This window comes from Mesorhizobium sp. M1322 (assembly GCF_040318085.1).
Classification (GTDB): Bacteria; Pseudomonadota; Alphaproteobacteria; order Rhizobiales; family Rhizobiaceae; genus Mesorhizobium.
On sequence record NZ_JAMYLP010000031.1, the window covers coordinates 19490 to 33545 of the forward strand.

General features: G+C 63.0%; 12 protein-coding genes and 1 pseudogene. 3 read left to right on the top strand and 10 right to left on the bottom strand.

What is annotated here, in order from left to right; translation table 11 throughout:
* Window positions 1–238: 238 nt before the first annotated feature.
* The 10 genes and pseudogenes from NKH12_RS14090 to NKH12_RS14135 form a co-directional block, all read right to left on the bottom strand.
* Window positions 239–1438, bottom strand: a pseudogene (locus tag NKH12_RS14090) (IS256 family transposase).
* A 514-nt stretch (window positions 1439–1952) separates the two neighbouring features.
* Complete coding sequence (locus tag NKH12_RS14095; protein WP_352953702.1) at window positions 1953–2654, bottom strand: GntR family transcriptional regulator; 702 nt, start codon at window positions 2652–2654, stop codon at window positions 1953–1955.
* Between the two features lie 101 nt (window positions 2655–2755).
* On the bottom strand, window positions 2756–3496 hold the full coding sequence (locus NKH12_RS14100) for an aspartate/glutamate racemase family protein (protein WP_352953670.1): 741 nt from the start codon (window positions 3494–3496) through the stop codon (window positions 2756–2758).
* Window positions 3497–3504: 8 nt separating this feature from the next.
* A complete protein-coding gene (locus NKH12_RS14105) occupies window positions 3505–4227 on the bottom strand; it encodes an ABC transporter ATP-binding protein (protein WP_352953671.1) in 723 nt (240 codons plus the stop codon).
* Window positions 4228–4229: 2 nt separating this feature from the next.
* On the bottom strand, window positions 4230–5009 hold the full coding sequence (locus tag NKH12_RS14110; protein WP_352953672.1) for an ABC transporter ATP-binding protein: 780 nt from the start codon (window positions 5007–5009) through the stop codon (window positions 4230–4232).
* Between the two features lie 4 nt (window positions 5010–5013).
* The gene (locus NKH12_RS14115) at window positions 5014–5988 is read right to left on the bottom strand and encodes a branched-chain amino acid ABC transporter permease (RefSeq protein WP_352953673.1); all 975 of its coding nucleotides are present in this window, start codon (window positions 5986–5988) and stop codon (window positions 5014–5016) included.
* A gap of 5 nt (window positions 5989–5993) precedes the next feature.
* Window positions 5994–6860: a branched-chain amino acid ABC transporter permease gene (locus NKH12_RS14120; protein WP_091600116.1), complete on the bottom strand. Its 867-nt coding sequence runs from the start codon at window positions 6858–6860 to the stop codon at window positions 5994–5996.
* Between the two features lie 77 nt (window positions 6861–6937).
* Entirely contained in the window at window positions 6938–8140 is a 1203-nt protein-coding gene (locus tag NKH12_RS14125) for an ABC transporter substrate-binding protein (protein ID WP_352953674.1), read from the bottom strand.
* Between the two features lie 654 nt (window positions 8141–8794).
* The gene (locus tag NKH12_RS14130; RefSeq protein WP_352953675.1) at window positions 8795–9433 is read right to left on the bottom strand and encodes an NrsF family protein; all 639 of its coding nucleotides are present in this window, start codon (window positions 9431–9433) and stop codon (window positions 8795–8797) included.
* 1 nt (window position 9434) lies between these two features.
* The gene (locus tag NKH12_RS14135) at window positions 9435–9980 is read right to left on the bottom strand and encodes a sigma-70 family RNA polymerase sigma factor (protein ID WP_352953676.1); all 546 of its coding nucleotides are present in this window, start codon (window positions 9978–9980) and stop codon (window positions 9435–9437) included.
* A 207-nt stretch (window positions 9981–10187) separates the two neighbouring features.
* On the opposite strand from NKH12_RS14135, the gene NKH12_RS14140 reads away from it, so the two are divergent.
* From NKH12_RS14140 to NKH12_RS14150, 3 genes are all read left to right on the top strand, one after another.
* Window positions 10188–11195 (top strand): iron ABC transporter substrate-binding protein, encoded by a 1008-nt coding sequence (locus NKH12_RS14140; RefSeq protein WP_352953677.1) that lies wholly within the window; start codon window positions 10188–10190, stop codon window positions 11193–11195.
* Between the two features lie 176 nt (window positions 11196–11371).
* Window positions 11372–12958: an ABC transporter permease gene (locus NKH12_RS14145; protein ID WP_352953678.1), complete on the top strand. Its 1587-nt coding sequence runs from the start codon at window positions 11372–11374 to the stop codon at window positions 12956–12958.
* Window positions 12955–14037, top strand: a complete 1083-nt coding sequence (locus NKH12_RS14150; RefSeq protein ID WP_352953679.1) for an ABC transporter ATP-binding protein — start codon at window positions 12955–12957, stop codon at window positions 14035–14037. The genes NKH12_RS14145 and NKH12_RS14150 overlap by 4 nt, the downstream gene beginning before the upstream one ends.
* Window positions 14038–14056: the final 19 nt, after the last annotated feature.

The following is a 14056-nucleotide window of genomic DNA, read 5'->3' on the forward strand; positions in this document are numbered from 1 at the left end:
GTTGCGCAGCGCCACACGGCGCAAGTTACTCGGGCGCCGTCTCGTAGATGACTTTGACGGGCAAGTCCGTATGGACAGGGTGGCGCGGCTTAGTACCCGGTTCGCCGAGCGGGACTGGGCGCTGCGACAGTTGTGTGCGTCAAGTTCTGCAAAATGGCGTGGCATTCAGCGGTGACGTTGGCGTGTCCGCCGCGCAGCCCCCGTGTTTAGCGGAGCGGCGGACATGGCGGGCTGCGTCTCAGGCGGCCAATGCCCTCAGGTTCTCCTTCTTGTGCTCGCGCAGATGATCCATGTTGAGGTAGCGGGTCGCCTCGAGCCAGTTCTCGTGGATCTCCACCGCCAATGCCCGAACCGGCCGCAAACAGCTCTGCGGGTTGGGGAAGATGCAAACGACTAGGGTGCGCCGCTTGATCTCCTGGTTTAGCCGCTCCAGCATGTTCGTCGACTTCATGTGCTTGTGATGCGGCAGCGGCAGCCGGTAGAAGCTCAGCGTCTCCTCGATGTGGTTCTCCACCCAATCCACCAGCTTCGGGTATTTGGCCTGCCATTTGGCGATCCACTGCGCCAGGTCGCGCTTGACCTCGGCTAGGTCGCGCCGGTCATAGAACCATCTGAGCTCCATCAGGCAGTCGTCATCGACCTTGCGCGGCACGTAGTCGAGCGCGTTTCTGAGGAAGTGCACGTAACAGCGCTGCCAGACTGCCTCGGGCAGGACTTCGCGGATCGCCGCCCTGAGCCCCGGATGGTCGTCGGAGACGACGAACTCGACGCCGGCGAGCCCGCGCTGCTTGAGCCCTGCCACGAACGCGCGCCAGCTCGAATGGCTCTCCCGGTTGGCCAGTTCCACGCCCGGCACCTGGCGCCGGCCCTCCCAGTCCACGCCGATCGCCACCAAGACCGCATGGCTGGCGATCACGCCAGCCTCGCGCGCCCGATCATAGCGCGCGTCCAGAATGAGGTACGGGTAAGGTTCGGCAAGCCGCTGCTCAAAGAACGCCTTCAGGGCGTCATCCAGCCGCGCCGTCGCCTCGCTCACCGTCGAGGCCGAGAAGGCGTGGCCGCACAGCTCCTCGGTGATCGCCTTCACCTTGCGCGTCGACACGCCTTGCACGTACATCTCGACCAGCGCCGATACCAGTGCCTTCTCCGAGCGCTGATAACGCTCGAACAATTCCGTCGAGAACCGGCCGGCCCGATCCTGCGGAACGCGAAGTTCCAGGACCCCAACCCGCGTCACAAGCTTGCGCTCATAATAGCCGGACCGCTAACCAACCCGCTCCGCCGTCCGCTCGCCTTTCTCGGCCCCGATAGCCTCCGTCATCTCGGCTTCCAAAGCCTCCTGCACGACAGTCTGCAAAACTCTGCGGAAGCCGTCCTCATCCGACAACAGCAACGCTTTCAACTCGCTTCTGCTCAGTCTAACTTCTCGGTTGGTCATGGCACTTCCCTTTCCACGGGAATCGGTGATCGCAACCTCACCAGCGTGCCATGGCCGCCCCTAGTCTCAGAGCAAGGGCTGTTCTCTCTCCAAAGCTTTTTGCAGAACCTTCAGGACACTATCCGCCTCGCCAATCGGAACGAGCAGGCAGCGCCATTTCCGGGCATTCGCCGACACAGCAGCGGAGGTCTCGTTACGGGTGGGTGAGCGGATCTTCGTAGCGATCTGCTTTGTTTTTCGCGGGTTGGTTGGCATACACACGCTTTAGGATTGCCGCTTCAAGCTCTGATCCGGGCGCGTTGCCCGACCGGCTCGTTGTGCGGGAGGGACTGATATTGACTCTATGGCCCAGCAGGAGCAGTTGCGGCTGGAGGGCAGCGCCGCGAACTCTACGAGCGCTACCGTTATGACGGCAGGAACGAAGAAGCAGCAGGCATGGGCCGAATCTATGCCTTCAATCACGCCCAGCATGGCGGACATCGGCGAACTCCGGCGAAGAGTTTGCCAGCGGAGATCAGCGCAAGATGTCCGACAGGCTCTCGGGCTTCTTCTCACCAAGCGACAGATCAAGGCCCGACAGCAGGTCGACGAGATGACTTCGCATCAGGTCGGACGCGTCTTTTGCGTCGTGTTTTTCGATGGCATCGACAAGGGCGTGATGGGCCTGGCTTTCGCAGGTGGTGTCGCGGCGGCGCCAGTAAAGCGCGATGATCAGCGACGACCGCGACAGCAGGTCTTTGACGAAGCCGGTAAGGATCGAATGGCCGGCGATTTCGGCGATCCCGACGTGGAATTTTGCCGACAGCATGATGGCGTCGCTGTCGCGGCCGGCATGCAGGGCCTCATGCTCTTTTTCGAGATGAAGCCGCAGTTGCGCGATCTCGGCCGGCTTTGCCACGTCGGCGGCAAGCGCCGCGACCTTGGGCTCGATCAGCGCCCGCGCTTCGAACACCTCGCGCGCTTCCTGCTTGGTCGGCTGGGCGACGAACGCGCCGCGGTTCGGCTCGAGCCGGGCCAAGCGGTCATGCGACAGCGCCTGCAGCGCCGCGCGTATCACCGCGCGGCTCACCGAATAGATTGAGGCGAGTTCGTCCTCGGGTAGTTTTGTGCCCGGTGCGAGGCGGTGGCTGACGATGGCGTCGCGCAGGCCGGCATAGACCGGAAACCAGCGCATCGCCGGCTTGCTGTCCCGTGTCTTTGGTCGAAGCAGGTCCATCGTCTCATTGTCCCGGCGGCCGGATCGCATAGCGGCGCGAACACCGCGCTTCGGGCTGGACATCGAACATCCTGTGCGGGAATGTCAACAATTTGCACGCATCAGGATGCACGGCCGGAGGGCGAGAAGGGCGCAAAGATTCCGGCGAAGGATTTTTCGAGTGGAACCTGGTAACCTCCGCGCTTCGAGGTCGACAGGCCAAGGCCGACGAGGCTCTCGCAGAGTTTAACCGCGCAGGCGACGCCGTCGAGCACGGGAAGGCCATGTTCGCGGCTGAGCGCGGCGGCGAGATCGGCCATGCCGGCGCATCCCAGCACAATCGCTTCGGCCCGGTCGTCGCGGATGGCGCACTCGATCTCCTCAGAAATTCTATGGCGGGCGTTGGAGCCGGGCACTTCGAGCTCCAGAACGGGAACGTCGCTTGCCCGCACCCTGGCGCAACGGCTGGCGAGGCCGTAGCGCACCAGGTTGTGCTCGATCGCCGGCACCGAACGCGACAGCGTCGTCACGACGCTGAACCTGCCGGCAATCAGGCTCGCCATGTGAAACGCCGCTTCGCCGATGCCGACCACCGGCATCTCCCCGACGCAGCGCGCTGCGTCTAGGCCGGTGTCGTCGAAGCAGGCGATGACGCAGGCGCTCGCCGCCGGGTGTCTCTGGATCTCGCCGATCATTCCCGGGATGGCGAAGACCTCGTCGAAATAGCCTTCGACGCTCGGCGGCCCATCCTTCGGATTGATCGCGATGATCCTGGTGCCGGCGGAAGCCGCGCCGCGTGCCGCCTCGCCGATCTTCTCGGTCATGGACGCGGTGGTGTTGGGATTGACGACGAGTATGTCCATTTGCGCTTTCATATTTCGCCGCCGAGATAGAGTTTCTTGACCCGGTCGTCGCCAAGCAGCTCAGCCGAATGTCCGGCCAGCGCGATCTTTCCGGTCGTCAGTGCGTAGGCGCGCTGCGAGATGCGCAGCGCCATGCGCGAATTCTGCTCGACCAAGAGAACGCTGACCTTTTCGTCGCGATTGATCGCCACGATGGAGCGGGCGATGTCCTGGACGAGCTTCGGCGCGACGCCGAGCGAGGGTTCATCGAGCAGCAGAAGCTTCGGTTTGGCCATCAGCGCCCGCCCGATCACCAGCATCTGCTGTTCGCCGCCGCTCATCGTGCCCGCCGTCTGGGAATAGCGTTCCTTCAGGCGCGGAAATCGCCCGAGCACCATGTCCAGCGTCATCGCGATTTCGGCCTTGTCGGTGCGGGTGAAGGCACCCATCATCAGATTGTCGCGCACTGTCATGTAGGAAAAGACGCGCCGACCCTCAGGCACCATGGCGATGCCCATCCTGACCAGCTCGTCCGGGCGCGTTCCGTCGATGCGGTGGCCCTGGAAATGAATCTCGCCGCTGCGGACCTTCTTCAGGCCGGTGATGGCGCGCAGGATCGAGGATTTGCCCGCGCCGTTCGCGCCGATCAGCGCGACGGTCTCGCCCTCGTTGACGTTGAGCGACACGCCCTTCAGTGCATAGACATGATCGTAGTAGAGTTCGACGTCGGAGATTTTCAGCAGTTCGCCCATGGCTAAAATCCGATCGTCTCATCTTCGGCGCCGAGATAGGCCTCGATGACCTTTTCGTTCTCCTGGATTTCCTTTGGCGTTCCCTCGGCGATTTTCACACCGAAGTTCAGGACGACGATGCGGTCGGAAATGTTCATGACGGCGGGCATATCGTGCTCGACCAGCAGGACAGTCACGCCGCGCTTCCGCACGCCGCGCACCATCTCCACCGCGCGCACGGTTTCGTCATGGTTCATGCCGGCGAAGGGCTCGTCGAGCAGAAGCACGGTCGGGTTCGTGGCGAGCCCGATGGCAATCCCGAGCGCGCGCAGATGGCCGTGCGGCAGCGTGCTGGCTATCCCATGCCGTTGCGCGCCGAGATCGAGGAAGTCGATGATCTCGTCGGCCGAGCGGCCGAATTCATCCTCGTCGCGCCGTGCGGTATTCGTGCCGAGATAGAAGCCGGCAAGGCTGGCATTGGAACGCAGGTGATGCGCGATGATGACATTGTCGCGCACCGTCATGCCCTTGAAGATCGTCGTCTCCTGGAACGTGCGCACCACGCCCTTCCGGGCGACGATATGCGGCGCCAGGCCTGAAATCCGCTCTCCTCGGAACAGCACTTCGCCCGAGGTCGGATTGAGGAAAGAGGAAATCAGCTTGAACAGCGTCGACTTGCCGGCGCCGTTGGGGCCGATGACGGAGAGGATTTCGCGTTCGCGGACCGCGAAGGAAACATTGTTGACCGCGACCAGTCCGCCGAAGCGTTTGGTCACGGCCTTGATCTGGAGAAGCTCGGTCATGGTCCTAGCCCTGCTTCTTGCCGAACAGCCTGAGGCTGAGTAGGCCGTTGGGAAGGAACAGCATCAGCGCGATCAGCACCGAAGAGAAGATCAGCAACTGGAACTCGCCGGTCTCGAACAGGAAATCCCAGCCGAAATAGAGCACAAAGGTCCCGATCATCGGCCCGAAGACGTGGCCGAGCCCGCCGAGGAAGCAGTTCAGCATGAAGTTCACCGAGTCGGTGACGGTGAAGCTCGACGGATAGATCGACTGCGAGATGGCGACGAACATCGCACCGCCGAGACCGCCGAGGAATGAGGAGATGGCGTAGGCGATAACGCGCAGATAGGCGATGTTGACGCCGATCGAGGAGGCCAGTTCCTCGTTCTGCTGCAACGACTGGCAGAGTTTGCCGATGCGCGAATGGACTAGGCGGTAGAGCGCCGCAAAGCACAGCACCATCAGCACAACCGACACCAGATAGAAGGCGGGACGCGGATTAGCGAGCGTCGCGAAATCTGGAAGGATGGTCAGCCCGAAGATCGAGATGCCGCCGGGGAGCGGAATGCTGACCATACCCTTGGCTCCGTTGGTGATCGGCAGTGCCAGCGCGAGCAGCCGCGCCACTTCGGTCAAAACCAGCGTGACCATGGCGAAATAGACGCCGCGAAGCCTGAGGATGGGCAGTCCGATCAGCACGCTTGCAGCGGCGCAGAATAGCCCAGCCAGCGGCAGTGTCAGCCAGAACGACACACCGTACTGGACGACAAGAATGGCCGAAACATAGCCGCCCATAAGCGCGAAGGCTCCCTGGCCGATATTGATGCGGCCGATGTAGAAAGTCACCCACACCCCGGCGCTGGCGATGCTGAGCAGCGCGACCGAGGTCAGCGTGTAGTAGAGGTCGAGCCGACCGGTCGCCTCGATCAGCCAGGGCACGCCGACGAGTACGACCAGCAGGAAGATAGCGACGGCGAGGATGTTGCGTGTACGCTTCATGTCCATCATCCCCACGGCTTACCCATGAGCCCGTTCGGGCGGATGCTCAGGAACACCATCAGCGCGGCGAAGATGACGAGATAAGTGACGTCGCCATATTGGCGTAGGACCGTCAGGCCGACCGATTCCATCATGCCGAGGATGAAGCCGCCGGCGATCGCTCCGCTGACCACGCCGGCCCCGCCGATCATCACCATCAAGAACGCCTTGATCGAGATCGGCCCGCCGATGCCCGAATTGACGCCGGTGATGGCGACCAGCAGCCCGCCGACTATGCCGGCAAGCATGGCGCCGAGCGCAAAGCCGATCATCGAATAGCGGTCGACCTCGACGCCCATCAGCTGCGCCGCGACCCGGTCCTGCGCCAGCGCCCGCATGGCGCGTCCCGGCTTGCTGTACTGCATGAAAAGCACGAAGGAGGCGATGAACAGTATGGCGAGTGCGCCGACCAGCAGCCGGTCGTAAGGCATTATGAGGCTGTCGGAGACGAAGACGCCGTTGACGATCTTCGGCACGCCGCGCTGCTTTTCACCGAACAGGAGGAGGATCACCGCGTCGAGGAAGAATGCGACCGCCGCCGCGAGAAGCATCGTACTTTCCTCCCGCACGCTTCGCCTAATCACCGTTCTGAAAAGGAATTTCTCGACCAGCGCTCCAATGACCAGCAGCGTGATCCCGGACGCGACGAGCGCGACGACGAAAGGCATGCCGAGCTGGCCATAGACGGTGTAGGTGACGAAGCCGCCGAGAACGTACATCTGCCCATGGGCAAAGTTAAGCACATTCATCAGCGCGAAGATCAGGGTCAGGCCGAGCGCGATCAAGGCGTATTGCGCGCCAAGATAAAGCCCGTTGGCGATGACTTGTTCCATCAGGATGGTTCCCGGCCATTCAGAGGCTCAAGGCGAATGCACGAGCCTCTGCGGCAATCCGCTTCAGTGCAGTTGCGTCAATCGACTTGAGCGACGAACAGCGTCTCGAACTTGCCGTCGCGGTATTCCGTGACCACCATCGGGACCGAAAGCTGGCGCTTCTGGCCAAACGACGTCATTCCGACATAGGTCAGCTTGGCATCGCCCTTCAGATAGGGATTGGGCGCCGAGAAAGTGTCGATCGTCTTCTTGAACTCCTCGACATTGTCGATCGCGGCCGGGTTCGCCTTCAACGTCTCGATGATGTATTCGAGCGCGTAGACCTTGGTGTTGGACTCGTCATTGTATTCGCCGAACATTTTCGTATAGCGGTCGACGAACTCCTTCATCGTGTCGGACGCGATTTCGGGCGTCGATGCGCCGCCGACCGAGATGAAGCCGTTGGCCAACTCGCCCGCGCCCTCTTCCAGCACCTTGGCATCCTGCGCCGTTTCGGTGGAGATCAGACCTTCGTAGCCGAGCTCGCGCGCGGCGCGGATCAGCAACGGCGCATTGCCGGGCGCGACACCCGAAAGCACCAGCAGGTCCGGTTTTTGCAAAACGATCGGCGTCAGTACCGGCGTGAAATCGCGGGTATCGTTTTGGTAGACATCCGTGGCAGCCACAATCTCGAGCCCGAGCGCCTTTGCCGCGGCAACACCGCCATCCCGCTGGCTCAGCGGATCGGATTCGTTGGCGGCGACAAAGGCAACTTTTTTCACGCCTCTGTTTTCCATGAGATATTTGTAGATCGCCGGAGCCGACTGGTAGTTGGCGATCATGCCGAGCACGGCGTTGGACGCCGGCGGGGTGTAGAGTTCCTTCGGGAATGCGTAGGGAAAATAGATGATGCCCTTGGATTCTGCCACGGGACGCACCGCCGCCGCGCCGTCGTCGACATTCGGACCGACGACATAGTGGATGCCCTCCTGGGCCATCTTCTCCATGCCGGCGATCGCCCGCTTCGGGTCCTTCTGGTCGTCGAAGGTGACGATTTTGATGTCATAGGTCTCGTCACCAATCTTCACACCGCCGGTTTCGTTGATCCAGGCGGCGCGTGTCTGCATCGAGCGGACGTTGGATGTGCCCCACGCAGCGGCCGCGCCACTCGTCACGCCGACAAAGCCGATCTTGAGCTCCTTGTTGGCGGCGTGCACCGTGATTGTGCCGCCGGCCATGATTGCCAGCGCGGAGACGGCGCCGAGCGCGGCGAATGTGATTATTGTACGTCTGTTGATCATTGTTCTTCCCCTTAGAGGCCGCGCATTGTTGCGACAGAACTCGACCGATACGCGGACTTTTGTGAGTGAAGGCTCAAATCAATCACCTGTCAACAAAACTTTTAAAGATTGTTGACAATCTTGTGAGCGGTCGTAGATGAAGAACGCAAAGATTCGAATCGGCGTCGAATTCGGGCCAGTGGTGGCGAGAACCATCGGGCACGGCAACACGTGTTCGATCTCTAGGCGACACTATTAATGTGGTTTCCCGCATCGCAGCCATACCAGCCCCCGGGACGGAGGCGGCCAGCGGGGCCAGTTAGCATTGCATTCGCGCCCGCGGCCGCTCCCTTGGCCGCGTAGAAATAAAGGGGAAAGGCGGATCGAACCGGAACGATCTTAGCCACCGCCATGTCCGTTGTTGGGCTCGGCTATCAGGCTGCGACCGTTCTCGACCAGCGGCAAAGGTCCGGTTCCGAGGTCGCTTAAGACCGCTTCAAGGTCCGGATTGGAGTCAGGATTTGCCCATCGTCTACCCTCGGGTAAAGTCTCGATTGGGTCAGGGCTTGCCGTAGAAGTTCTCCGAACGAAAGGCCGAGAAGGGTCGAACCAGGTCGTTCAGAAATGAATGAGTTTTGACGTTAGAGCATCACGGTCTCCGATCGCGGGCCGTCGCTACCAGCGCACGAAAATCCGGGCGCCGAGCGCGCCGAGCGCGGCGAGGATGGCAATCGCGATCGTGTACCAGGTGGCGACGAAAAGCGGTGAGTCGTCGAAGCAGTGTGCGGCATAGAAAGTTGCCGCCAGCCCACCGGCGAGCAGCCCGGCCACCGTTCCGGCAAGCACCGGCCGCGTCGGCGCGCCATAGCGCAGCACCGCCAGGAAGACGGCAAGCGGACCGATGCCGATCAGCGGAATGAACGTCAGGCAGACAACCAGATTGCTGCCGATCAGACGCGTGCCCCAGTCGGCTGCAGGCACGGAAAGGAGTTCCAGCATCACCGCAATGAGCACCAGCAGCGGCGCGGCAATCATCCAGGCCGCTGCCCTGCTCGTCGATGCACCGGGTGTCGACAGGGCGCGGATCAAGGCGAAGGCGCAGATGGCCAGAGCCATCGTGAAGACGAACTTGGCAAGGAAGCGCATCGTATGCACGGCGGTGGCGATGTCGGTGCGTGGACCGATCGCCAGCCAGAAAACCACAGCCGCGATAATCGTAGCAGCACCGGCGCCTGCCCACCAGGCCGAGCCAAGCGGCATCGCCGTGCTGCGGGCATCGGCGTCGAGCGCCTTGATGAGATCGTCGGTCCTCATGTCATTCCCGCTTGAACTGTTTGGCCCCGAACCGTTTGGTAATGGCTGCGAGCCCACGATGCAGCGACACGCGCACCGCCGTCTCGCTGATGCCGAACTTCACCGCCGTCTCGCCGATGGAACGGCCTTCGACCGACACCGACGAGACCACGGAACGCTGCGCCGGCGGCAGGCCGTCCAGGGCCCGATTGATATCGCGCTCGCTGACCGTCTCGGCCTCCGGTTCGGCGAAGGTCTCGGCGATCTCGTCGATCTCGATGCGCCGCCCGCGCCGCCGGAAGGCGTCGATCAGCTTGAAACGCGCTATGGCGTAGACCCAGGGCAGCATAGGTAAATCCTGGCGCCAGGTATGCCGTTTCACATGAATGGCCAGCAAGGTTTCCTGCACGACATCCTCGGGATCGACCCCGCCCTGAACGATCTTGCGCCTGATAAAGCCGCGAACGAGAGCAGCCGTCCGGCGCAGAAAGTCGGCGTAAGCCCTTTCATCTCCTGCGATCGCGGCCCGCATCAGCCGGGAAAGCTCGGCCTCGTCGTTGCCGGTCACAAGAGTTCACTCCCCGATATTCGCGCCTCGGCGCTGATTTGTTACGTGGCCGGCGAATAATGTCCAAGCCAGAATATGGGAATATCACGAAGGTTTCACCTCCGGCGCCCGATTACGCCGCTCATCAATCTTGACTAGACCGATCAGGAATTGATAGGTGCAGCCTTGCTAAATCAAAGACCATCGAGACCGAGAGGGATAACGTCCATGAAATATGCTCTTTCCGCCCTTGCCGGTGCCACGGCACTGGCAATCAGCCTGATCGCCGGCCCGGCAATGGCCCAGGACGGCGGCATCGTCGTCTACAATGCCCAGCACGAAAGCCTGACCGATGCCTGGGTTGAAGGTTTCACCAAGGAAACCGGCATCAAGGTCACGGTTCGCCACGGCGGCGACAGCGATTTCTCCAACCAGATCGTCGCCGAAGGCGCCGCCTCGCCGGCCGACGTGTTCCTGACAGAAAACTCCCCGGCCATGGTGCTGGTCGAATCCGCCAGCCTGTTCGCCCCGGTCGATGCCGAGACGCTGGCCCAGGTTCCGCAGGAGTACCAGCCATCCAGCGGCAAATGGGTGGGAATCGCCGCGCGCAGCACCGTCTTTGTGTACAACAAGACCAAGCTGACCGCCGAGCAGTTGCCCAAGTCGCTGCTTGATCTCGCCGATCCGAGCTGGAAGGGACGCTGGGCCGCTTCGCCCTCCGGCGCCGATTTCAAGGCGATCGTCAGCGCCCTGTTGCAGCTCAAGGGTGAGGCCGCAACGGCCGACTGGCTGAAGGCGATGAAAGAGAACTTCACGGCCTACAAGGGCAACAGCACGGTGATGAAGGCGGTCAATGCCGGCGAGGTCGAAGGTGGCGTAATCTATCATTACTACTACTACGGCGACCAGGCCAAGACCGGCGAGAACAGCAAGAACATCGGGCTCCACTATTTCAAGAACCAGGATCCTGGCGCGTTCGTCTCGGTTTCAGGCGGTGGCGTGCTGGCCTCCAGCAAGCACCCGAAGGAGGCCCAGGCCTTCCTGAAATGGGTGACCGGCAAGGGTGGCCAGGATGTGCTGAAGACCGGCAATTCCTTTGAATACGCTGTCGGCAAGGGCGCGGAATCCAATCCGGCGCTGGTGCCGTTGGCCGATCTGCAGGCGCCTAAGATCGACGCCACGACGCTGAACTCCAAGAAGGTGACCGATCTGATGACGGCAGCCGGCTTGCTTTAGTCGGCGTTCGTCCTAAAAGGGCAACCGACTGCGCTCCTGCGGGATTTCGCTTTCGGCAGGAGCGCTCTGTTTTTCGAGATGGCATTCGTCGATGACGACAGACTGCGTTTTTGGCCATTTTTACGGCCCTTCGACCGTTTCCGCCACCGGGCGGCAGCGGCGCGGCGCCTGAGCTGATGCAGTCTGCGGCCGACCTTGCACGTTCAGGCTTGCCGACCGGCATGGTGGCTGGGCAATGGGCGCGCCGGCGGGCCATCTCCTGGATTTCGCTCGCCGCCATCCTGATCTCACTTTTCTCCCTGCTGCCGCTCGCCTTCATCATCTGGATTGCCGTGCAAACCGGCTGGGAAACCGTATCGGCACTGGTCTTCCGGCCGCGCGTCGGCGAGCTGCTGGTCAACACCTTGCTTCTGGTGGTGCTGGCCTTACCGATCTGCATCGTGCTCTCGGTGGCGCTGGCCTGGCTGACGGAACGCACCAGTCTTCCCGGCGCCCGCTTGTGGGCCTGGCTGTCGGTGGCGCCGCTCGCGATCCCCGCCTTCGTCCACAGCTACGCCTGGATCACCCTGGTGCCGGGACTGCATGGCCTGTGGGCCGGCGTGCTGGTTTCCGTCCTCGCCTATTTCCCGTTCCTCTATCTGCCGGTTGCGGCAGCTTTGCGCCGGCTCGATCCTGCTCTGGAAGATGCCGCGGCAGCCGTCGGCCTCGGGCCGTGGCGCGTGTTCCGGCGTGTCGTGCTGCCGCAGCTCAGGCTCGCCATCTGCGGCGGCTCTCTGCTGGTCGGCCTGCATCTCCTGGCGGAATACGGCCTTTACGTGTTCATCCGCTTCGACACCTTCACCACGGCGATCGTCGACCAGTTCCAGTCGACCTTCAACGGCCCCGCCGCCAACATGCTGGCTGCGGTGCTGGTGACATGCTGTTTCGTGCTGCTCGGGATCGAAGTGCTGGTGCGCGGCGAGGAGCGCTATGCCCGAGTCGGCTCGGGCGCCGCGCGCCAGCAGCAACGCACAAGGCTTGGCCGCGCCACGATCCCGTGCCTGCTGCTGCCGGTCGTCACGGCGCTGCTGGCGCTGGGCGTGCCGTTCGTTACCATCAGCCGCTGGCTTACCGCCGGCGGTGCCGATGTCTGGCGCCTCGATGAGATCGGCCTGGCGCTCGGCCAGACCTTGTTCCTGGCGCTCGCCGGTGCCCTGCTCGCCACCGTCGCCGCCATGCCGATGGCCTGGATCTCGATCCGCGCGCCGGGACCGCTGCAGCGGCTTCTGGAGGGCTGCAACTACATCGTCGGCTCGCTGCCCGGCGTCGTCGTGGCGCTGGCGCTGGTCACCATCATCGTGCGCATCGCTCTGCCGCTCTACCAGACCCTGTTCACAATCCTCGTTGCCTATACGCTGATGTTCCTACCGCGCGCCCTGATCAGCCTGCGGGCGTCGATCGCGCAGGCGCCGGTCGAACTCGAACGCGCTGCCGCCAGTCTCGGCCGGTCACCGCTCAAGGCGCTGTGGTCGACGACGATCCGCCTGTCGGCGCCGGGTGCCGCGGCGGGCATGGCGCTGGTGGCGCTCGGCATCATGAACGAATTGACCGCCACGCAGATGCTGGCGCCCAACGGCACCCGCACGCTGGCGATGGCGTTCTGGGCGCACAGCGGCGAGATCGATTATGCATCCGCGGCACCTTACGCCCTTATCATGGTGACGATGTCGCTGCCGTTGACCTGGCTGCTCTATGTCCAGTCGAAGCGGATGGCCGGACGATGAGCTTCCTCGAACTCACCGATGTGCACAAGCACTACGGCCCGGTGGCCGCACTGGCCGGCGTCGATCTCAGCGTCGCCAGCGGCAGCCGCACCGCGATCGTCGGGCCGTCCGGCTGCGGCAAGACGACCTTGCTGCGGCTGATCGCCGGCTTCGAGGCGCCGGACCAGGGCCGTATCGTGCTCGACGGCGAGGTGCTGGCCAATGGCGGCGCCGCGGTGCCCGCATATCGGCGCGGCATCGGCGTGGTGGCGCAGGACGGCGCCCTGTTCCCGCATCTGAGCATCGCCGCCAATATCGGTTTCGGCATGCGACATCACGAGGACAAGCGCACCGAGCGCATCGTCGAGCTCGCCTATATCGTCGGGCTCGACAAGGCGATCCTGAAACGGCGGCCGCACGAGCTTTCCGGCGGCCAGCAGCAGCGTGTGGCGCTGGCCCGCGCCATGGCCATGAAGCCGCGGCTGATGCTGCTCGACGAGCCGTTCTCGGCGCTCGACACCGGGCTGCGCGCCTCGATGCGCAAGGCGGTGGCCGAACTTCTGGAGACCGCCGGCATCACCACGATCCTTGTCACGCACGACCAGGCCGAGGCGCTGTCCTTTGCCAGTCAGGTGGCGGTGATGCGCGATGGCAAATTCTCGCAGGTCGGCACGCCACACGAGCTCTATCTCAAACCGAAGGACAGGATGGTCGCCGAGTTCCTCGGCGATGCCATCATCCTGCCGGCAAAGATCGCGGACGGTTTCGCCAGCTCGCCGCTCGGCCGCATCGCCGTCGACAGCACCGAGCGGCGCGATATCGCCCGCATCATGCTGCGGCCGGAACAGGTGCTGCTGAAACGGACATCGCGTGAAGGCATGTCGGGCACGCCGGACATGCTGTTCGGCGAGGTCACGGAGTCCGAATTCGCCGGCTCGATGTGCACCATCGCAGTGCGGCTCTTAAACAGTCCCGATCCGCCGGACGCGGCAGCCATCGGCAACACGCCGTTGGTCCTGCGAAAGCCGGGCATGGATACACCGGTGGTTGGCGAGATCGTCCGGCTGACGGTGTCGGGCAAGGCGCATGTGTTCGCCTGAACGCTCTCGGGTCTCTCGC